General features: G+C 32.5%; 20 protein-coding genes and 1 other annotated feature. Of the genes, 5 read left to right on the forward strand and 15 right to left on the reverse strand.

Features of this window, described 5'->3' with window-relative positions; genetic code table 11:
* A complete protein-coding gene (locus B2G86_RS05655; RefSeq protein ID WP_078357162.1) occupies nucleotides 1-732 on the forward strand; it encodes a type II toxin-antitoxin system PemK/MazF family toxin in 732 nt (243 codons plus the stop codon).
* A 213-nt stretch (nucleotides 733-945) separates the two neighbouring features.
* Here B2G86_RS05655 and rpsR read toward each other — a convergent pair whose 3' ends face one another.
* The 7 genes from rpsR to B2G86_RS05690 form a co-directional block, all read right to left on the reverse strand.
* Nucleotides 946-1188, reverse strand: coding sequence for a 30S ribosomal protein S18 (rpsR, locus tag B2G86_RS05660; RefSeq protein WP_078357163.1), 243 nt, complete (start codon nucleotides 1186-1188; stop codon nucleotides 946-948).
* A gap of 57 nt (nucleotides 1189-1245) precedes the next feature.
* Entirely contained in the window at nucleotides 1246-1776 is a 531-nt protein-coding gene (gene ssb / locus B2G86_RS05665) for a single-stranded DNA-binding protein (RefSeq protein WP_078357164.1), read from the reverse strand.
* A 29-nt stretch (nucleotides 1777-1805) separates the two neighbouring features.
* Nucleotides 1806-2099 carry a 30S ribosomal protein S6 gene (gene rpsF, locus B2G86_RS05670; protein ID WP_078357165.1) on the reverse strand — a complete coding sequence of 98 codons (294 nt, stop codon included), beginning with the start codon at nucleotides 2097-2099 and terminating at the stop codon, nucleotides 1806-1808.
* Nucleotides 2100-2614: 515 nt separating this feature from the next.
* Nucleotides 2615-3715 carry a redox-regulated ATPase YchF gene (gene ychF / locus B2G86_RS05675; RefSeq protein ID WP_078357166.1) on the reverse strand — a complete coding sequence of 367 codons (1101 nt, stop codon included), beginning with the start codon at nucleotides 3713-3715 and terminating at the stop codon, nucleotides 2615-2617.
* A 3-nt stretch (nucleotides 3716-3718) separates the two neighbouring features.
* Nucleotides 3719-3916, reverse strand: coding sequence for a DUF951 domain-containing protein (locus B2G86_RS05680; protein ID WP_078357167.1), 198 nt, complete (start codon nucleotides 3914-3916; stop codon nucleotides 3719-3721).
* Between the two features lie 23 nt (nucleotides 3917-3939).
* On the reverse strand, nucleotides 3940-4824 hold the full coding sequence (locus B2G86_RS05685) for a mechanosensitive ion channel family protein (protein WP_078357168.1): 885 nt from the start codon (nucleotides 4822-4824) through the stop codon (nucleotides 3940-3942).
* 11 nt (nucleotides 4825-4835) lie between these two features.
* On the reverse strand, nucleotides 4836-5672 hold the full coding sequence (locus B2G86_RS05690) for a ParB/RepB/Spo0J family partition protein (RefSeq protein ID WP_078357169.1): 837 nt from the start codon (nucleotides 5670-5672) through the stop codon (nucleotides 4836-4838).
* Nucleotides 5673-5854: 182 nt separating this feature from the next.
* Nucleotides 5855-6167 (forward strand) — a binding site (T-box leader).
* Between the two features lie 71 nt (nucleotides 6168-6238).
* Between B2G86_RS05690 and B2G86_RS05695 the strand changes: the two genes are divergently transcribed.
* The 4 genes from B2G86_RS05695 to metE are packed head-to-tail and all read left to right on the forward strand — an operon-like array spanning nucleotide 6239 to nucleotide 12552.
* A complete protein-coding gene (locus B2G86_RS05695; RefSeq protein ID WP_078357170.1) occupies nucleotides 6239-7345 on the forward strand; it encodes an aminotransferase class I/II-fold pyridoxal phosphate-dependent enzyme in 1107 nt (368 codons plus the stop codon).
* Complete coding sequence (metC, locus tag B2G86_RS05700; RefSeq protein ID WP_078357171.1) at nucleotides 7342-8514, forward strand: cystathionine beta-lyase MetC; 1173 nt, start codon at nucleotides 7342-7344, stop codon at nucleotides 8512-8514. The genes B2G86_RS05695 and metC overlap by 4 nt, the downstream gene beginning before the upstream one ends.
* Entirely contained in the window at nucleotides 8471-10309 is a 1839-nt protein-coding gene (locus B2G86_RS05705) for a bifunctional homocysteine S-methyltransferase/methylenetetrahydrofolate reductase (RefSeq protein ID WP_078357172.1), read from the forward strand. The genes metC and B2G86_RS05705 overlap by 44 nt, the downstream gene beginning before the upstream one ends.
* On the forward strand, nucleotides 10303-12552 hold the full coding sequence (gene metE / locus B2G86_RS05710) for a 5-methyltetrahydropteroyltriglutamate--homocysteine S-methyltransferase (RefSeq protein ID WP_088368995.1): 2250 nt from the start codon (nucleotides 10303-10305) through the stop codon (nucleotides 12550-12552). Before B2G86_RS05705 ends, metE begins: the two co-directional genes overlap by 7 nt.
* Nucleotides 12553-12719: 167 nt before the next feature.
* Here the strand turns inward: metE and B2G86_RS05715 are convergent, their stop codons facing one another.
* The 8 genes from B2G86_RS05715 to mnmE form a co-directional block, all read right to left on the reverse strand.
* Nucleotides 12720-14174, reverse strand: a complete 1455-nt coding sequence (locus B2G86_RS05715; protein ID WP_078357174.1) for a carbon starvation CstA family protein — start codon at nucleotides 14172-14174, stop codon at nucleotides 12720-12722.
* 120 nt (nucleotides 14175-14294) lie between these two features.
* A complete protein-coding gene (locus tag B2G86_RS05720; RefSeq protein ID WP_078357175.1) occupies nucleotides 14295-14702 on the reverse strand; it encodes a hypothetical protein in 408 nt (135 codons plus the stop codon).
* Nucleotides 14702-15865, reverse strand: coding sequence for an ABC transporter permease (locus B2G86_RS05725; protein WP_078357176.1), 1164 nt, complete (start codon nucleotides 15863-15865; stop codon nucleotides 14702-14704). The genes B2G86_RS05720 and B2G86_RS05725 overlap by 1 nt, the downstream gene beginning before the upstream one ends.
* Complete coding sequence (locus B2G86_RS05730) at nucleotides 15852-16544, reverse strand: ABC transporter ATP-binding protein (protein ID WP_078357177.1); 693 nt, start codon at nucleotides 16542-16544, stop codon at nucleotides 15852-15854. Before B2G86_RS05730 ends, B2G86_RS05725 begins: the two co-directional genes overlap by 14 nt.
* Nucleotides 16545-16915: 371 nt before the next feature.
* A complete protein-coding gene (gene noc, locus B2G86_RS05735) occupies nucleotides 16916-17755 on the reverse strand; it encodes a nucleoid occlusion protein (protein WP_078357178.1) in 840 nt (279 codons plus the stop codon).
* Between the two features lie 40 nt (nucleotides 17756-17795).
* The gene (gene rsmG / locus B2G86_RS05740; protein WP_078357179.1) at nucleotides 17796-18512 is read right to left on the reverse strand and encodes a 16S rRNA (guanine(527)-N(7))-methyltransferase RsmG; all 717 of its coding nucleotides are present in this window, start codon (nucleotides 18510-18512) and stop codon (nucleotides 17796-17798) included.
* On the reverse strand, nucleotides 18513-20387 hold the full coding sequence (mnmG, locus tag B2G86_RS05745) for a tRNA uridine-5-carboxymethylaminomethyl(34) synthesis enzyme MnmG (protein WP_078357180.1): 1875 nt from the start codon (nucleotides 20385-20387) through the stop codon (nucleotides 18513-18515).
* 15 nt (nucleotides 20388-20402) lie between these two features.
* Nucleotides 20403-21782, reverse strand: coding sequence for a tRNA uridine-5-carboxymethylaminomethyl(34) synthesis GTPase MnmE (gene mnmE, locus B2G86_RS05750; protein WP_078357181.1), 1380 nt, complete (start codon nucleotides 21780-21782; stop codon nucleotides 20403-20405).
* Between the last annotated feature and the right edge of the window lie 12 nt (nucleotides 21783-21794).

A 21794-nucleotide genomic window follows, 5' to 3' on the forward strand; every position in this document is an offset into this window, starting at 1 on the left:
ATGACAAATAAAATTAACAATAGCTTATACAGTGCCTTTAAAACTTTTGATACTTTAAAAAAATCAGGGAATAAAAGATTTACTTATATAGATAGTTGGCAAAGTAATCAAGCTTTTTGGTTTAAAAAAGAGCATGATAATAAAATTAGAAAAACATACCATAAATTTGATAGAGGTACTATAGTATTTGTAAATTTCGGTGTAAATATAGGAAGTGAAATATCAGGACACCATTTTGCTGTTGTATTAAATACAAACGATTATAAGACTAAACCGACAATAACAGTAGTTCCTTTAACTTCTAAAAACAAAGACTTTTATATACCTCTTGATTCTACAGTTATAACAAATACAACTATTCATTTAAAAATGATGCTTAAAGAATTAATGAAAAGAAGTGACATAAACCAAGAAAAAATACAAGAACTCGATGAATTAGTAAGTTCAAAAATTTTAAAATTCACTAAATTATCATATATTCAATTAAAAATATTTTACTTATTAAGAGATACAAGAGAATTCTCTAATAGTATTAAACAACTTGAAAAAATCATTAAAATTTATACCAAATATAAAGATAATAGTTTCGCTGATGTGGGAAATATTCAAACAATAAGTAAACTTAAAATAAGAATTATAAACGAGTATGATCCATCTGGAAAAATTAAAGTAACTAACGATAACCTAAAGGATATTGAAACAGAAATTCAAAAGTTATTTCTTTCTAATTGACTGTTAATATTTTTTATAGTAAGATTTTATTCACACAGAGATTTAATCTCATAAAACTATACACGGAAATTAAATTTTCCATAACGGGCAAATTATTGCCCGTTTTTTTATGTTTTTTCACACTCTGCGGATTTATTGCGGATTTATTATAAATTTAGACACAAAAATAACCCTCTAGCCTGATTGCTAGAGGGTTTTGCTATACGTTATATATTATTGTTCTTCTTTAACGTATGGTAATAAAGCCATGTGACGTGAACGTTTAATAGCTATAGTAAGCAAACGTTGGTATTTCGCTGAAGTACCAGTTACACGACGTGGTAAAATTTTACCTCTTTCTGAGATAAACTTTTTAAGTAAATCAGTATCTTTGTAGTCGATATGTGTAATACCGTTTGCTGTGAAATAACAAACTTTTTTACGACGACGACCACCTCTTCTTGGTCCACCTGCCATGATTGTGTTCCTCCCTTCTTTTTAAATTTTTTTATTTATATTCGTTTCAATCAACTATTAGAACGGCAAATCATCATCACTGATATCAATTGGTCCATTAGCATTTGCAAATGGGTTACTTGATTGTTGATTATTGTTTGACTGTTGATTTGAAGGTGCTTTTTGTCCTTGTTGTTGGTTACCACCAAAGTCTTGTCCATAATTTTGGAACTCGTTATTATTTTGGTTATATGATTGGTTATCATTACCAGATTGACGTTGATTTGCGCCTTTAGGTTCAAGGAATTGAACACTGTCACAAACAACTTCAGTTACATAAACACGACGACCTTCTTGGTTCTCGTAGCTACGAGATTGTAGACGACCTTCAACACCTGCAAGACTACCTTTAGATAAGTAATTGTTTACATTCTCTGCGGGACGTCTAAATACAACACAGTTGATAAAGTCAGCTTCTCTTTCACCTTGCTGATTCGTAAAAGTACGATTGATAGCTAAGGTAAAAGTAGCAACTTGAACGCCTGAGGGTGTTACTCTGTATTCCGGATCTTTAGTTAATCGACCGACTAATACAACACGATTAATCATTTAATCTCCCCCATATCTTAAAAGTTAAATTATTTTTCTTCTTCACGTACAACGATGTGACGAATGATATCATCAGTGATTTTCGCTAAACGATCGAATTCGCTGATTGATTCGTCATTTTCAGACTTAACTCTAACGATATTGTAGAAACCTTCAGTGAAGTCTTGGATTTCATAAGCTAAACGACGTTTACCCCAATCCTTTTCTTCGACGATTTCTGAACCGTTTGAAGCTAAGATTCCTTTAAAACGTTCAACGACAGCTTTTCTAGCTTCGTCTTCGATATTTGGACGTACTACGTACATTACTTCATATGTTCTCATCAATTTACACCTCCTTGTGGTCTATGCGGCCTAATAACTTAGTATTAAGCAAGGAATAATTTTCATTACTCACAATCAAGAATTATAGCATAGAGTATTACTTTTTACAATGTTTTTTAGTCAATACTGCAACTATTAAGTAGTGACTATATCATTTAAAATATAAATGGTTTTAACACGCCTTCTGAGTACATGCTTTTAGAGGGTCAGTAAAAGCAGAAATTCAATCAAATCGCACGAAGACTTCAGAGATATCGTGCGATTCAAGCAAAATCCAATCAAAACGCACGAAGACTTCAGAGATATCGTGCGATTCAAACGAAATCCAACCAAAACGCACGAAGACTTCAAAGTTATCGTGCGATTCAAGCGAAATTCAGTCATATCGCACGAAGACTACAAACTTATCGTGCGATTTTCCTACCTAACTAGTCCATACCTTCATATTCAACTAGCAAATACAACGCCAAAAGAGGCCGAGACACAATGTCCCAGCCTCTTTAAAATTCTATCTCTTACACATTAAATCTAAAGTGTACAACGTCTCCGTCTTTCATTAGATATTCTTTTCCTTCTAATCTTACTTTACCCGCTTCTTTTGCACCGTTCATACCGTTATTATTCAATAAATCATCATAGCTTACTGTTTCTGCTCTAATGAAGCCTCTTTCGAAGTCTGTATGGATGATTCCGGCACATTGTGGTGCTGTCATGCCTTCTATAAATGTCCATGCTCTTACTTCTTGTTCTCCTGCTGTAAAGTATGTTGCTAGTCCTAACAGGTTATATGATGCGCGGATTAATTTGTCTAATCCTGCTTCTTCTACGCCTAAATCTTCTAAAAACATTTCACGGTCTTCATCGTCTAATGTTGCTAATTCTTCTTCGATTTTAGCTGAAATAACGATTACTTCTGATCCTTCGTTATTTGCGTATTCTTCTATTTTTTGTACATATTCATTGTCTTCTGGACTTGCTACTTCATCTTCTGCTACGTTTGCTACGTATAACATTGGTTTTGATGTTAATAAGCTTAAATGTTTCACGATTGATTTTTCATCTGATGAGAATTCTAAGCTTCTTACTGGTTCATTGTTTTCTAATGTTTCTTTTATTTTTGCTAATACTTTTTCTTCTGCTACTGCATCTTTATCTTTCTGTTTAGCCATTTTTGCTACTCTATCATAGCGTTTTTCTACTGATTCTAAATCTGCTAACACTAATTCCATATTAATTACTTCAATATCATCTATTGGATCTACTTTACCAGATACATGTGTTACATTTTCGTCTTCGAATGCACGTACAACTTGGCAAATTGCATCTACTTCACGGATATGTGATAAGAATTTATTCCCTAATCCTTCACCTTTAGATGCGCCTTTTACGATACCTGCTATATCTGTAAATTCGAAAGCTGTTGGAACTGTCTTCTTAGGTTTAACTAATTTCGTTAATTCTTGTAAACGATGATCTGGTACTTCTACGATTCCTACGTTTGGATCGATTGTTGCGAATGGATAGTTCGCTGCTAATGCTCCTGCTTTAGTAATTGCGTTAAATAGTGTTGATTTACCTACGTTAGGTAATCCTACTATGCCAGCTGTTAATGCCATATGTTATTCACCTTGTCCTTTTTCGATTATTTTTTTGATTTTTTTATTAAATTCTTGTCTAGGTAGCATAATGCTACGAGAACATTCTTCACATTTAATTCTAACATCTGCACCAAGTCTTATGATTTTAAATTTATTATAACCACATGCATGCTGCTTCTTCATTTCAACGATATCATTTAAATTATACGATTTAATCATATTACAGCCTCCCGATTAGATGATTATTGAATGTTATTAGGATTATAAGAAACCATAGTTGGTATTGGTGCTTGAATACCTTCTTTATCAAAGAACGATTTGATTTCTCTTCTTAATATTCTTGCACCTGTCGCATGTTCGTTAGGTTCTGTTTCGCCTGCGATTTTTATCGTTGCTTCTCCTGCTGTAACATTTTCTACACCTAAAATTTCAGGGTCTTTTATGAAAATTTGATATTTTTCTTTTAGTGTAGGTAAAAATTTATATAATTTACTTTCTAATTCATCTAAGTCTTCTTTTATGGATACAGGTACTTCCACAATAGCCATACCATTATGAATTGAGAAGTTTACAATCTCATTCATTGTACCATTTGGAAGAATCGTTAAATCCCCTGCAAATGATAAAATTCTCGTAGATCTCATCCCTATTGATTGTACAGTACCTTCAGCAACAGTTGTACCCGTAGTATTAATTTTTACATAGTCTCCAACATCAAATTGATTCTCAAAAATAATAAAGAAACCAGTTATGACATCTTTAACTAAAGTTTGAGCACCAAAACCAATTGCTAAACCTGCAACTCCAGCACCTGCAATAATACTTTCAACTCTTATTCCTACATTGCTTAATATTGTCGTAGCAACAATGAACCACACAACATATGAAATAATGTTTTGTAGTAGGTTTACCATTGTTTTAGCACGCTTGTTAGACTTCCCTACCCTCTTAGTTCCGTATTTCGTAGTAAAGAATTTCTCGACTAATTTATGAAGTATCTTAATTATAATAAACGCTAATATAATATAAAATATCCCGATGAAAATTTGTTCTATCCATTTTTGCCAATTATCTGGATCCATAAAAGGATCGATTAGTTTATGAATGACGCTCATAATTTTATTCATTTTCACACCTCTTATTCTTCTAACAATAATTCCATAATTCTTTTGTATTCTGCTTCAGAATTAAATTCAAGTGAAATTTTACCTGCTTTTTTTGTCTTTGAAATATCAATGTTCGTTCCATATTTCTCTTTCAACTGATATTCATGTTTAACTAAAAAGCTTGGTTTATTATGTTTTGGTTGTTTTGGTTTCTCTTGACCGTTAGCATTCAAAAATTTTATATATTCTTCTAACGCTCTAACGCTCATATTTTCTTTAATCACTTTTTTAGCAACTTGATTGATTTGATGCTTTTTCTCTATTCCAAGCAAAGTTCTGCCATGTGCACTTGATAATTTTTCTTCGTTGATTAAACTTTTCACGCTTGGAGGTAGATTTAGTAATCTTAAGACATTAGCAATATAAGATCTTGATTTACCTAATCTATCTGCTACGTCTTGTTGCTTTAAATTTAGTTCTGCCATCATTGTGGCATAACTCTTTGCTTCTTCTAATGGTTTAAGATTCTCACGTTGAAGATTCTCAATTATAGCGAGTTCTAACATTTCTTCATCAGTTAGCACTTTAATAATTGCTGGTACTGTGTCTTTCTCAGCTAATTGACTTGCTCTGAATCTTCTTTCGCCAACCACAATGTCATATCCTTTAATTGTTTCTCTTACTACTATTGGTTGTAATACACCATGTTGTGAAATAGACTGCGTTAAATCTTTTAAAGCTTCTTCATCAAAATAATCTCTAGGTTGATATGGATTTCTTCTTAATTTGTCTAAAGGAATCTCAACAATTTTATCATGACTAAAGTTATAAGAAATCTTTTCAACAAGTTCGTGATTTCTTTCTTTCATTTCATCACCACGTTAAATATTCTAATTTGTTTCACGTAAAACATCCAAATTAGATTATAACAATTTTGAAGATGATATGCACAAAAGAATAATTGACCGATAAATTAAAATATTCAGAAAAGTTGTTGACAAAAAAATATGCCCATAGTATTGTGTAATATATCAACAACGAAATATTAATTAAAAGCACGATAAAAAGGAAAGTAAATCTTAAACTGCAATTATCAGAGAGTTCCCATTTGCTGAAAGGGAATATTGAAAGAAAGATTGAAAATGGCCTTGGAGTGGTGACATCGATATTGAGGTGTCAACGGGATCGCCCGTTATAGCGATACAGTATTAAAGTCTCTTTAGTGTTGATGGCGTACTGGAATTTGTTCATATTTTTACTGCCATTATATACTCTTTTACAAGAGACCACGTACTTATAGAGGTAGTGTCAGTAATGTCATTACGAACAAAGGTGGTACCGCGAGCTAAGCTTTCGTCCTTTACATCCGATTAATATCGGGTTTAAAGGACGGAAGCTTTTTTTATTTTTAAATACATTAGGGAGGAAGGCTATTATGAAATCTACTCAACTCGCTCAAATTTCATTAACTAAAGATCATACAGGTGCAACCACAAATCCTATATATCTTTCAACAGCCTATCAACATGAAAAATTAGGATGTTCAACTGGCTTCGATTATACGAGGACTAAGAATCCAACTCGCTCACAATTCGAAGAAGCATTTGCCAAATTAGAAGGTGGAAAATACGCATTTGCAACTTCTAGTGGTATGGCAAGTATTCAATTAATATGTAACTTATTTAAACCAAATGATGAAATTCTCGTTTCATATGATTTATATGGTGGCACATTTAGAATCTTTGAATTTTATGAAAAACAATACAACATTAAGTTTAAATACATCGATTTTTCAAATATTGAAGAGGTCAATGCATCTATCAATGAGCATACGAGAGCTTTCTTTATAGAACCCGTATCAAATCCATTAATGTTCACAGTGGAATTAGAACCATTGTATGCAATAGCGAAGTCTAAAAATATTTTAACAATTATTGATAATACATTCTTAACACCTTACTTTTCTACACCATTAAAAGATGGAGCTGACATTGTATTACATTCTGCTACAAAATACATAAGTGGTCATAATGATGTATTAGCAGGCATTGTAACCGTATCAGACGATTATTTAGGTGAACTACTTGCTCAATTCCACAATATGATTGGTGCAACACTATCACCTTTCGACAGTTATTTATTACTAAGAGGTTTAAAAACATTACACATACGACTTGATCGCGCTACCGAAAATGCCCAAAAATTAGCCGCTGCTTTTCAGTCAATTGAAAGCATTGATGAAGTACTTTATTCAGGGCAAACAGGCATGTTAAGCATTAGATTAAACAAAGCTTACAGTGTTGATCGTTTTTTACAAAATATTGATTTATGTATATTTGCCGAAAGTCTTGGTGGCACTGAAACATTCATCACTTTTCCATATACACAAACGCATGTAGACATGGCCGATGAAGAAAAAGATAAACGTGGTATCGACGAACATCTACTTCGTCTATCAATCGGAATTGAAGACTATGAAGATATTTACGCAGATATACTTCAAGCTCTAAAAAAATCAAAGAAAGAAGGGGTGTCATTATGAGTTATTCAAAAGAAACGTCATTAATATTAGACTCCACTAGAGGTAATGAACATTTATCAAGCAACCAACCATTATATTATTCATCAACATATCACCAACAAACATTAGGTGGTCATACTGAATTTGATTACGCAAGAAGTGGTAATCCTAACAGAAAGTTACTCGAAGAAAAGTTAGCCGATTTAGAAGGCGGTAATTATGGATTTGCATTCAGTTCTGGGATAGCTGCAGTAACGGCTGTATTCCTTACATTAGAACCTGGAGATCACGTTATACTTCCTGATGATGTATACGGAGGTACTTTCAGATTAACAGAACAAATACTAAAAAAATTCAAAATCGAATTTACAACTGTCGACCAAACAGACTTACAACAAGTAGAAGACGCTGTACAGGATAATACAAAGCTTATCTATGTAGAAACACCATCTAACCCGCTATTTAAAGTAACTGATATTGATGGTGTTGGACAAATTGCTCGTAGAAATGAAGCACTTTTAGCCGTAGATAATACATTCATGACACCATTAGGACAGTCTCCTTTGAAACTTGGAGCAGATATTGTCATTCATTCTGCAACGAAATTCTTAGGAGGTCATAGTGACCTGATTGCTGGCGCTGTTATCGTAAATGATCCCCAACTTAAAAATGATATTTACTTAATTCAAAATGGAACTGGCTCAGGATTAAGCGTCTATGATTCATGGACACTTGCTAAGCATTTAAAAACATTACCAATTAGATTTAAACAATCTGTTAGCAATACTGAACAAATTTATAGATATTTAATTGAAAATGAAGCAATTGAAACTGTTTACTATCCAATAACAAATGACACACATTTAAGACAAGCTAAAAATGGTGGTGCCGTATTAGGATTCAGACTTAAAGATGAATCAAAAGCACAAGCATTTGTTGACCATCTAAATATACCTTTAGTTTCTGTAAGTTTAGGTGGTGTTGAAACCATTCTTTCTCACCCAGCTACAATGAGTCACGCAGCTATACCTGAAAGCATTAGAGCTGAACGTGGTATTACAAACGGCTTATTTAGACTATCAGTAGGATTGGAAGATGTCAGAGAATTGATTACAGATATCGATTGGGCATTAAAGGAGGCTATATATGAATCTGAAAGAAGCATTGAAGAACCGCATTTTAGTGGCTGACGGTGCAATTGGAACAATCTTTTACTCAGAAGGATTAGACACTTGCCCAGAAAGTTATAACCTTACTCACCCTAAAAAAGTAGAACAAATACACCGCTCATATATAGAAGCAGGTGCTGATATCATTCAAACGAACACTTACGGTGCTAATTTCGAAAAGCTAAAAGACTTCAATTTAGAGCATCGCGTCAAAGAAATACATCGTGAAGCTGTTCAAATCGCTAAAAAAGCAAGCAATAAAGATACATTTATATTAGGTACTGTAGGTGGCTTTCGTAACATAAAAAAGAGTGACTTATCTATAGAGGCTATTCAGTATCATACAGAAATTCAAATTGAAACACTTGTAAATGAAGGTGTAGATGGCATTCTATTTGAAACTTACTATGATTTAGAAGAGCTGCTTACCGTCTTAAAAGATGCAAAAGCGAAATATGACATTCCGATTATTGCTCAACTTACAGCAAGTAATACTAATTATTTAAGAAATGGTACACCTATACCTGACGCATTAGAGGCATTACTAAGAGAAGGCGCAGATGTTGTTGGTTTAAACTGTCACCACGGACCTTATCATATGATAAAGACGTATAAACATATTGAAATTCCTAACAGTGCATATCTTTCTTGTTACCCTAATGCGAGCTTGCTGGATTTAGAAGACAATGACTTGAAATACAATAACAATTCGGAATACTTTTCTGACGCAGCTAAAGAACTTGTCAATCAAGGTGTCAGATTAATAGGTGGTTGCTGTGGTACAACACCAGAACATATTAAAAAAATCAAAAATGTCGTTAAAGATTTAAAGCCTATCAAGCAAAAAAATGTTATTCCAATAGAGACAAAACAGTATAAAAAGCAAAATAAAAATGAACCTAGCATTAAAGAACTTGTTCAACAAAGACCGACCGTTATTGTTGAACTTGATACACCAAAACATTTAGATACGAATAAATTTTTCGATGGTATACAAGCTCTAGAAGACGCAGGTGTTGAAGCTGTAACACTTGCTGACAACTCATTAGCAAGCGTTAGAATTTCTAACATAGCAGCAGCTAGCATTATAAAGCAACAATATAAAATTAGACCCCTCGTACACTTAGCATGTCGAGATAGAAATTTAATTGGTCTTCAGTCACATCTAATGGGACTTTCGTTACTAGGTATTAATGATATTTTAACTATTACAGGTGATCCATCAAAAGTTGGTAATTTCCCTGGTGCAACAAGTGTATTCGATGTAAATTCTAGTGGATTAGCTGAAATGATTACCCAATTTAATCAAGGTATTAACGCAGATGGAGACACATTAAGAAGTAATACTAACTTCTCTGTAGCAGGCGCTTTTAATCCAAATGTAAGACGTCTTGAACCAGCAGTTAAAAGATTAGAAAAAAAGATAGAGTCTGGAATGGAATACTTCATTACACAACCTATCTATGAACCTGAAAGAGTTAAAGAAATATATGAAGCAACAAAACATATAGATGCACCAATCTTTATTGGCATCATGCCAATTACAAACTATAATAACGCCCTATTTTTACACAATGAAGTTCCCGGTATTAAATTATCAGAAACTGTGCTCAACGCTTTTGAAAAAGTTAAAGACGATCGAGACGCAACTCGTAAGCTCAGTATTAACTTGAGCAAGCAATTGATTGATGCGATACACCAATATTTTAATGGTCTGTACATCGTTACACCATTTTTAAAATATGATTTATCCGTTGAATTAGCAAATTATTCAAAATCAAAAACTGAAACACAAACCAAGGAGGCAATATTATGACAATTAAAACAGCAAATTTAGGATTTCCAAGACTAGGTAAAAAAAGAGAATGGAAGAAAGCCATTGAAAGCTACTGGGCTAAGAAAATAGATAAAGCTGAATTAGATCAAACATTGCAAGGTCTACATAAAGAAATTTTAACAATTCAAAAAGAACATCATGTCGATCAAATTCCTGCTGGTGATTTCTCATTATATGACCATGTACTTGATACATCATTATTATTTAATATCATTCCAGAGCGTTTCCAAGGACGTCCTGTTGATGATGAATTATTATTTGATATTGCAAGAGGTAATAAAGAACACGTTGCAAGTGCACTTATCAAATGGTTTAACACAAACTATCACTATATCGTACCTGAATGGGATAACGTTACGCCTAAAGTAAATAACAATGTGTTACTAGAAAAATTCAACTTTTCTAAAGAAACGGGTGTAACATCTCATCCAGTAATCGTAGGACCTGTGACTTATGTTGCTTTATCAAAAGGCGGAGACCAAAGTTTTGAGGAAAAAGTTAGAACACTGTTACCATTATATAAAGAAGTATTCGAAAGTTTAACTGAAGCTGGTGCAGAATATATCCAAGTAGATGAACCAATTTTAGTAACTGACGAAGCTAAAGAACTTCAAGATATTACTAAAGAAGCATATGAATTCTTTAATAAAGAAGTTCCATCTACAAACTTAGTATTACAAACATACTTCGAACGTGTTGATTTAAACTTTGTAGGACAATTGCCTGTCTATGGTCTTGGTTTAGATTTCGTCCATGATAATGGATTTAACTTACAACAAATTAAAGATGGTTTATTCCCTAAAGAAAAGGCACTATTTGCTGGTATTGTTGATGGTAGAAATGTTTGGGCAACTAACATTGAAGCTAAAAAAGAACTAATCGCCTCTTTACAACCATATACAAATGAATTAGTTATTCAGCCTTCTTCTTCATTATTACATGTACCAATTACTTTAGAAGAAGAAACATTAGATGATTCAGTTCGAGAAGGTTTAAGCTTTGCCACTGAGAAATTAGATGAACTATATGCTTTAAAACAATTATTTAATGAAAATGATGACACTTTATACAATGAATTAAAAACTCAATTTGAACGATTTGAAAGTCAATCATTCAAACAACTTGAATACGATTATGATTCCGTGAAATCAGAACGTAAAACGCCATTTAAAGAGAGAAAAGTTTTACAAGATGAAGTATTAAACTTACCTGATTTACCAACAACGACGATAGGTTCATTCCCTCAATCAAGAGAAGTAAGAAAATATCGTGCAGATTGGAAAAACAATAGAATTTCAGACGAAAAATATGAAGAATTTGTACAAAATGAAATTAAGCGTTGGATTGATATTCAAGAAGATATTGGTTTAGATGTATTAGTACATGGTGAATTCGAACGTAATGACATGGTAGAATTCTTCGGTGAAAAATTAAATGGATTCTTAGTAACTAAGTTCGGTTGGGTTCAATCATACGGTTCTCGTGCTGTTAAACCACCAATCATCTATGGTGATGTTAAATGGACAGCTCCACTAACAGTTAAAGAAACACTATATGCTCAAAGCTTAACTGACAAACCTGTTAAAGGTATGCTTACAGGTCCAGTTACAATCTTAAACTGGTCATTCGAACGTGTTGATATTCCTCGTAGCGAAGTTCAAGATCAAATCGCTTTAGCTATAAACGAAGAAGTATTAGCACTTGAAGAATCAGGCATTAAAGTGATTCAAGTAGACGAACCAGCATTGCGTGAAGGCTTACCTTTACGTTCAGAATATCATGAAGATTACTTAGATAAAGCTGTTCGTTCATTCAGATTATCAACATCTTCAGTCCAAGATTCAACACAAATTCATACGCATATGTGTTACTCTCAATTTGGACAAATCATCCATGCTATCAAATCACTTGATGCCGATGTTATTTCAATTGAAACATCAAGAAGCCATGGCGATTTAATCCAAGACTTTGAAGATATCACATACGATTTAGGAATTGGTTTAGGCGTATATGACATTCATAGTCCGCGTATACCTACAGAAGAAGAAATTACTGTAGCAATCGATAGAGCACTTAAAGAAATTGACCGTTCTCTATTCTGGGTAAACCCTGACTGCGGATTGAAAACAAGACAAGAAGATGAAGTTAAACAAGCTTTAACTGTACTAGTAAAATCAGTAGAAAAATTACGTAAAGATAGCACAGTAAAACAACCAAATTAAACGAACTACCAACACACGGTTCAGTTATATTAGCCATTAGTTCCAAATCTAATAACACTGCCATATAATATTTTTGAGCGAGTACTATATGGCAGACTTCCTTCCCTATATTAAATATATAAAATAAGAACCTTTCGGTGGAGACCGAAAGGTTCTTATTATGATGTTTAGTATTTTGAAACTGTTGCAGATCCAATTTGATGATCGATTTCAATCGCATTTTCACTGTTTTTACGATATAAATAATAGAAATACATACTCCATAAAATTGTAAGACCTACTGATAACCAGTAGCTTAGAGATAAATCCATTCCAAAACCAATCGGCTGACTTAAAATATAAGTGAATATATTCCATGTCATAAACAATGCAGGAATCAATGCTACATAGAAATTCTTTTTAGATAACAATAGATACATTGCACCGATCCACAGCGCTATTGTAGCTGTAGTTTGGTTTGCCCAAGAGAAGTATCTCCATAAGATTGTAAAGTCCACTGTTGTTAAAATGAAACTAATAATAAACATTGGTATTGCTATTGCAAATCGTTTCCACATTTTCTTTTGACCAAATTTAAAGTAATCTGCAAGAATCATTCTAGCACTTCTAAATGACGTATCACCACTCGTAATTGGTAATACAATAACACCAAGAATTGCTAATGTACCAAACACTGAGCCTAATAACATTGTAGATGCTTCACTAACTACAAGAGCCGCTTCACCTTTAGCTAATACTTCTTGAAGTCCGCCATAACCACCGAATAAACTCATTGCCGCTGCAGCCCAAACCATAGCGATAATACCTTCAGCAATCATCATGCCATAAAATATTTTACGGCCATTCTTTTCATTATTTGTCGTTCTAGAAATAATTGGCGATTGCGTCGCATGGAAACCAGATAAAGCACCACACGTGATAGTAAAGAATAATAATGGGAATATCGGTGCAGAATCAGGATGCATATTCTTTAAAGTTAATTCTGGAATCTCTGCTCCTGTCATCAATAACCTCACGAAAATACCTACTGCTGAAATCATGAGAATTAAACCAAATATCGGATATACCTTACCAATAATTTTATCAATCGGTAAAATTGTAGATAAGAAATAATATAAGAAAATAACAAAGATAATAATACCTAAAGCAATTTTTCCATCCATTAGTGAATGTAGAAGTAATGCTGGACTAGTAACAAACACAGTACCAGTCAATAAAAGTAGTAATAACGTAAACACATTAACCAAATGTTTCATCACATTACCTAAGAATTTACCAGCTAATTCAGGTAAGTGAGCCCCTTTGTTACGAATTGAAATCATACCCGTTAAATAATCGTGAACAGCACCAGCAAATATAGAACCTAATACAATCCATAAAAAAGCAACCGGACCATATAAAGCACCCATAATTGGACCAAAAATAGGTCCAACACCAGCGATATTCAACAATTGAATCAATGAATTCTTATTCGTCGTCATTGGAACATAATCAATATTATCCCTTTGATCATGAGCCGGTGTCGGACGTTCATCCTTAACACCAAACATCTTTTCGATATACTTACCATATGTAAAATAACCTACAATCAATAATACTATTGAAACTAAAAATGTAATCATTGAAATCCCCCTTTGTAAGTGCAAGCGTTTACATAATTATAAATGAGTTTTTTAGGAAATACAATGCTACATGTGTAAAGGTTTCGTACTTGTAAATAAATATAAAAACAAGATTTATTTTTAAAATTCTCCTTTTTTAATCTTTTTTATTACTTTTATTATTAAAACAACAAAAGAAGATAATAGAAACGATTGAATAAACATGCCAAAATATGTTGTTATTTTAATATTTTTACTAAATTCAAATACTGATGTACTTGATTGAATGGTATTATTTTCAATAATTTGCATTGGTGTTATCGTTATTAATATATATTCCAAAATTGCATATATGATTGAACCTATTAACATATATAACCAAAGTAATTTTTTCCCATATGCCACTCTACCTATTAATATCGCTAGTAACAAAGAAGGCATTATTTCTATGAAAATCATGTGTTGAAAAATATTAAAATCACTCATAAATATTATGCTTAAGACTAATTCAGATACAAAGATAAATATAATTATAGAATTTATTTTCATTATTTTAGACCTTCGACTATATTTTTATTTGCAGCAACCATAGCAGGAATAATACTAAATAGTACGCCAAAAATGGCTGTAGCTAAAAATGTTATGATAATTTGTAAAATGGTTAAACTAGCTACAAAACCTAGCACATTCATTATAAAGATAAATATAAGTGATAGAACTATGCCTATTACACCACCTATAGTAGAAAGCAAAGTACCTTCTATAATATATGATAATTGAATATCGCTCTTTTTAGCTCCTAGAGAGCGCCGAATTGCTATTTCTTTAGACCGTTCACTAATGGATGAAAGCATTGCATTCATTACTCCAAATCCTGCCACAAATATTGAAATACTTGAAAGCATTGCAATGAAGTTCAACATTGTTTCTGACTGTGCTTTTGTTTCTTCATAAACACCTTTATTGTCTGTATATGTATAACTTCCCTTTTTCTTATATGTTCCATACCTATCTAGAAAAGCTAATGCTTTATTTATATCTGTTTGATTCTGTGTAAATATAATCATTTCATCATAATATATTTTGTTTTGCATAATATCTTTCTTCGTTTGTTCCGAAACAATTAACGAAGGTACTATTTCATTTATAGTTGATGCTTTATAAATTGTACTTATTTTGTAGTTTTTATTTTTAATTTTTATATTGTTATTAATAAATTTTTCTATATTATTTTGGCGTGTTAGATTTATTAACGCCTTATCACTTATTGCTACTTCATTTGATTTATCATTTAATATTCCTAGCTTCTTTCCTTTTACAACCTCTGGAAAATTCACTTCATTTTTCTTTAAATCTTCTAATGTTCTGTAGCTAAGAATTTGTTTAGTATCATTCAAAAATACATTCACATTTATTCCGTAAGAACTCGATACTAGTTGGGCTTTATTCTTAATTAACTTTTCTATTGAATTTTTGTCATCTTCAGTAAATCCTGTCGCTTCTATTAGGTTTTCTCCTACAAAATTAAGTGTAGTTTGATTTTGATCTATATGAAGATTGTCTGATAAAGACTGATTTGTAAATTCGCTACTTGCTTGTACAAATAGAACAACAAAACTAGCAATTGCTATAGCTATAGCTGTTAAAATGCTTTGTCGCTTGTTCCTTAATAGCAATTTGAATACATCTTTATACAAGTTAATTGTTTTCATCGCACACCTCTTGCTCTGAATAAAGTAACCCATCTTTCATAACGTATTTCTTATTTGATAATTGAGCTACTGTCGGGTCGTGTGTCACTAATATAATGGTCATACCTTCTTGATGAATATCCCTCAAGATATTTAATATTAAATTACGATTCTTTTCATCAAGAGACCCCGTAGGCTCATCAGCGATAATGATGTTAGGCTTATTTGCTAAAGCCCTAATTATCGCAACTCTTTGCTTTTGTCCACCAGATAAGTTACAAGCATATTCGTTTATTTGTTGCTCTAAGTTTAGCTTTTTGATCAAATATTGAATGTACTCTTTATTAATTTTTTGATCAGAATATAAAAATGGTAAGTAAATATTTTCTAACATTGTATATTCATCTATTAAATTAAAATTTTGAAAGATAAAACCAATTTTCTGATTTCTTAATTTAGATTGTTGCAGATCACTTGTTTTATCGATTGCTTTTTCTTCTAATAAATATTCTCCAGAATAGTCTGCATCTAACAAACCTATAATATTTAATAAAGTAGACTTACCTGAACCTGATTTTCCAACTATTGAAACAAAGTCACCTTTATAAACATCTAATGAAATACCTTTCAAAATATTTAAGGTTTTTTTACCTACAATATAATTTTTTGTTATGTGATTTAACTTTATTACGCGCTTCAAATTAGACCCCTCATCACAAATCAATATATTAACCTTTTTATATTTGACAATATTTTACTTCTATAAAAAACATTTTGTCAAGTTTTATTTTATAAAAATAATGTTATATATAATTTAATATTATTTTTTAAATGTTAGGTTCCTCAAATACTGTAAACAAATATTGTGATTTATTGTCACACAAATTACTTTTAAAATAAAAAAGAGGTTGAGACAATTAATTTGTCTCAACCTCTTATCATTGTATTGGCAGTAGATGACTGGATTGAAAGTGCGCTTATATCAAGCTTCTTCAATTCTAGTCATCCTTGCCGGGGTGGGACAACGAAATCTTTTTTTAAAATTAGATTTCTGTCCCACTCCCTCTTTCATTATTTTCTTTTATACACTTTAATCGTAATTTCGTAGAAGTCTTTATGTTCTTCATCGATTCGTTTTACTTTAATACCTTCTTTTTCAACATTTTTAATGCTTTGTCCGAGTGTATCAAGTGCTTCTGTAATATCTTGTTCGAATTGAAATTGTTTAGCTTTTACTTTTTCAGATCCTCGTATTTTTTTAACACGATCTTCTGTTTGTTTTACGTTTAAATTTTGTGATTGAATTGCTGTTAAGACATCTTGTTGACCATCGTCATCTAAACCTAACATTGCTCTTGCATGTCTTTCAGTTATTTCACCTTTTTGTAATGAAATTATGATTGGTTCTGATAATTTAAGCAATCTTAATTTATTCGCTATGAATGATTGACTTTTTCCCATGCTTGCGGCTAAATCTTGTTGTGTTATACCTTCTAGATCAAGCAATTTTTTATATGCTTCCGCTTCTTCAATAGCTGATAAATTTTCTCGTTGAATATTTTCAATTAATGCAACTGCTGCTGTTTCTTTATCGTTTAACGGTTTAATGATTACTTCAGTCTCAGGTAAATCGTTATGTTTTATTGCACGAAATCTTCGCTCTCCAGCAATGATTTCATACATACCTTCTTCAATTGGACGAACTACAATAGGCTGTAATAATCCATGTTCTCTTATAGATTGTGCCAATTCTTTAATTTTTGATTCATCAAATACTTTTCTCGGTTGGTAACGGTTTGGCACAATTCTTTCTGTTGAAATTATCGCTACATTACCTTCAGCTCTAGCTTCTTCTATATGTTCTAATTCTTTGTCTTTAAGTCCAAATAATTTAGAAAAAGGCTTTTTCATCTCAATATACCTACTTTCGTTCATACATATTTCCCAGGAATTATTTTGTTATAGGTTCTTTGTTTGGTGTTCCTGGTTTTCTTGGATATTTCTTAGGTGTTTGTCTTAATTTATCTATCGTAATAATTTGTCTCATACTTTCTTCTAAAGGTAAAGTGAAGTCATATACTTCATTCACTTGACCACCTAGGACAGAAATAGCAAATTGTGCATCTTCTAACTCTTCATTGCCTTGTGCACCTTTTAGAGCTACAAATTGGCCACCTTTTTTAACTAAAGGTATGCAAAGTTCACTTAGTACTGATAATCTTGCGACTGCACGAGCTGTTACAAGATCAAAACTTTCACGATAACTACTTTTTCCAAATGTTTCAGCTCTATCATGAACAAAGTTTACTTTGTCTAAGTCCAAGGCAGCTGCTAATTCATTTAAAAATTTAATTCGTTTATTTAATGAATCTACTATTGTAATTTGCAAATGCGGATAAATTATTTTTAATGGAATGCTTGGAAATCCTGCTCCTGCACCTACATCACATACAGACTCAATTTTATTGAAATCTATATAAAAGCTAGGTGAAACAGAATCAAAAAAGTGCTTCAAATAGACTTCTTCTTTTTCAGTCACTGCTGTTAAATTAATTTTTTCATTCCACTCTACTAGCGTTTCAAAATAAATTTCAAATTGCTTTAATTGTTTATCTGTAATTTCTATACCTGATTCTTTTAATGAATTAATAAATGTTTGTTCGTTCATCTATTTCACCTTCTGAATTTTACCTTGTTCAATATAAACAAGCAATATTGAAATGTCTGCAGGATTAACACCTGAAATGCGTGAAGCTTGTGCAATATCTAATGGGTTTACTTCTTTAAGTTTTTGACGTGCTTCAGTAGCTAAACTGTTAATTGCATCATAATCTATATTTTCAGGTATTTTTTTATCTTCCATACGTTTCATTTTTTCAACTTGTGCTAATGATTTTTGGATGTAACCTTCGTATTTAGTTTGAATTTCAACTTGTTCTTGAACATCTGCACTAACTGGAGATTCTTCTTCTAAGATTTCCATAATAGCATCATAGTCCATTTCTGGTCTACGTAATAAATCTAATGCTAAAATACCATCTTTAAGTGCTGCGCCTCCACGACTTTCAATAACACTTTGTGTGTGTTCATTCGGTTTAATACGAATACCTTTTAATCTGTCTTGTTCTCCGCTGATCGCATCACGTTTTTGGTTAAATTTAGCATAACGTTCTTCAGAAATCATGCCTAATTCATAACCAATATCCGTTAGTCTTAAATCTGCATTGTCATGTCTTAATAATAGACGGTGTTCAGCACGTGAAGTTAATAAACGATAAGGCTCATTTGTACCTTTCGTCACTAAATCATCAATTAATACACCAATATATGCATCTGAACGACGTAAAACAACATCCTCTTTACCTTGTACTTTACCTGCAGCATTAATACCAGCCATTAATCCTTGACCAGCCGCTTCTTCATAACCTGAAGTACCATTAATTTGGCCTGCAGTGAATAAATTAGTTACAAGTTTCGTTTCTAATGTTGGCCATAATTGAGTTGGAACAATTGCATCATATTCAATTGCGTATCCTGCACGCATCATATCTGCTTTTTCAAGACCTGGGATTGTCTCTAACATTTTACGTTGAACGTCTTCCGGTAAGCTTGTAGATAAGCCTTGTACATAAACTTCTTGAGTTTGGCGTCCTTCTGGTTCTAAGAACAATTGATGTCTTGGTTTATCGTTAAATCTTACGAATTTGTCTTCAATTGAAGGACAATATCTTGGACCAGTTCCTTTAATCATACCTGAGTACATTGCAGATAAATGTAAATTATCATCAATAACTTTATGTGTATGTTCATTAGTATAAGTTAACCAACAAGGTAATTGATCTAAAATATATTCTGTCGTTTCATAACTAAATGCTCGTCCGACATCATCACCTGGTTGAATTTCAGTCTTGCTGTAATCTATAGTATTTCCATTTACACGTGGTGGTGTTCCAGTTTTGAAACGAACTATTTCAAAGCCTAATTCTTTCAAATGATCAGCTAATTTTAGTGATGGCATTTGATGATTTGGACCACTTGAATATTTTAAATTTCCTAAAATGATTTCGCCACGTAAGAACGTACCTGTAGTTAATACAACTGCATCAGCTTCATAAGTTGATCCAATAACCATTTCTACGCCTTTAATTTTATTATCTTCTATAATTAAACGTTCTACCATACCTTGCATAATATCAAGGTTAGGTTCGTCTTCTATCACACGTTTCATTTCTTGTTGATATAACACTTTATCAGCTTGTGCACGCAATGCTCTAACAGCTGGACCTTTACCAGTGTTTAACATACGCATTTGAATATGTGTTCTATCAATTGTCTTAGCCATTTGACCACCAAGTGCATCGATTTCTCTCACTACTATACCTTTAGCTGGTCCACCTACTGATGGGTTACATGGCATAAATGCTACACTATCTAAATTGATTGTAAGCATAAGTGTTTTTGCGCCACGTCTAGCTGAAGCTAATCCTGCTTCTACCCCAGCATGCCCTGCTCCGACAACAATAACGTCATATTTTTGTGTCAAAATTTTTCCTCCTTTTTATTTTCCTAAACAGAATTGACTAAATAGTTGATCGATTAGCGAATCACTCGCCTCTTCACCTATTACTTCTCCTAGCAATTCCCAAGTTTTAATTAAATCAATTTGTACGATATCTATAGGTACGCCGTCTTCAGCTGACTGAATTGCATCATTAATTGAATTTTTTGCATCTTTTAAAAGTGCAATGTGCCTAGAATTAGAAACATATGTCATATCTTGAGACTGAACTTGTCCACCAAAGAATAGTTCTGAAATTTTTTGTTCAAGTTCTTCTATTCCTTGTTGTTCTATCATCGACGTTTGTACTAATGGATGGTCACCTATCATGTCTTTTAATTGATCCATGTCTAAGTTTTGTTCTAAGTCCATTTTATTTATTATAACAATAACATCTTCATCTTTAATGACATCAAATAATTGATAATCATTTTCTGTTAATGCCTCATTGTAATTAAGTACAAATAAAATTAAATCTGCTTCTGATAATGCTTTTCTAGATCTTTCGACACCGATTTTTTCTACTATATCTTCAGTTTCACGAATACCAGCTGTGTCTACAAGTCTTAGCGGTACACCACGAACATTAACATATTCTTCTAATACATCACGTGTAGTTCCTGCAACTTCAGTCACGATAGCTTTATTATCTTGAATTAAGTTATTAAGCATCGAACTTTTACCTACATTAGGCTTCCCTACTATTACTGTAGATAGACCTTCACGCATGATTTTTCCTTGTTGGCCAGTTCTTAATAATTGATCAATTTCATTCTCAATATACCTAGATTCCTTTAAAAGGAATTGCGCAGTTGCTTCTTCGACATCATCATACTCTGGATAGTCTATATTTACTTCCACTTGTGCAAGGATTTCTAAAATAGATTGTCTTAGACCTTTAATTAGATTACTTAGACGCCCTTCCATCTGCCCTAAGGCTACCTTCGATGCGCGTTCCGTCTTAGATCTTATGAAATCCATGACCGCTTCTGCTTGTGATAAATCAATACGTCCGTGTAAAAATGCTCTCTTTGTGAATTCACCTGGTTCAGCCATTCTTGCACCATTTGATAAAGTTAATTCGAGTACACGATTAACAGTTACAAGACCACCATGACAGTTAATTTCAACGATATCTTCTCTTGTAAAAGTCTTAGGTGCTTTCATTACGGCTACCATTACTTCTTCAACAACTTCTTCTGAATCAGGATCAATAATATGACCATAATTTATTGTATGCGATGCTACTTCATTGAGTTGTTTCTTTCCTTTATAAATACGATCAGCAATATTTAAGGCATCCGGGCCACTTAATCGCACTATTGCTATTGCACCTTCACCCATAGGCGTTGAGATACTTGTAATTGTATCTAATTCCATGTTTTTCTCCTC

Origin of the sequence: Mammaliicoccus fleurettii (assembly GCF_002018435.1) — a bacterium.
Classification (GTDB): Bacteria; Bacillota; Bacilli; order Staphylococcales; family Staphylococcaceae; genus Mammaliicoccus; species Mammaliicoccus fleurettii.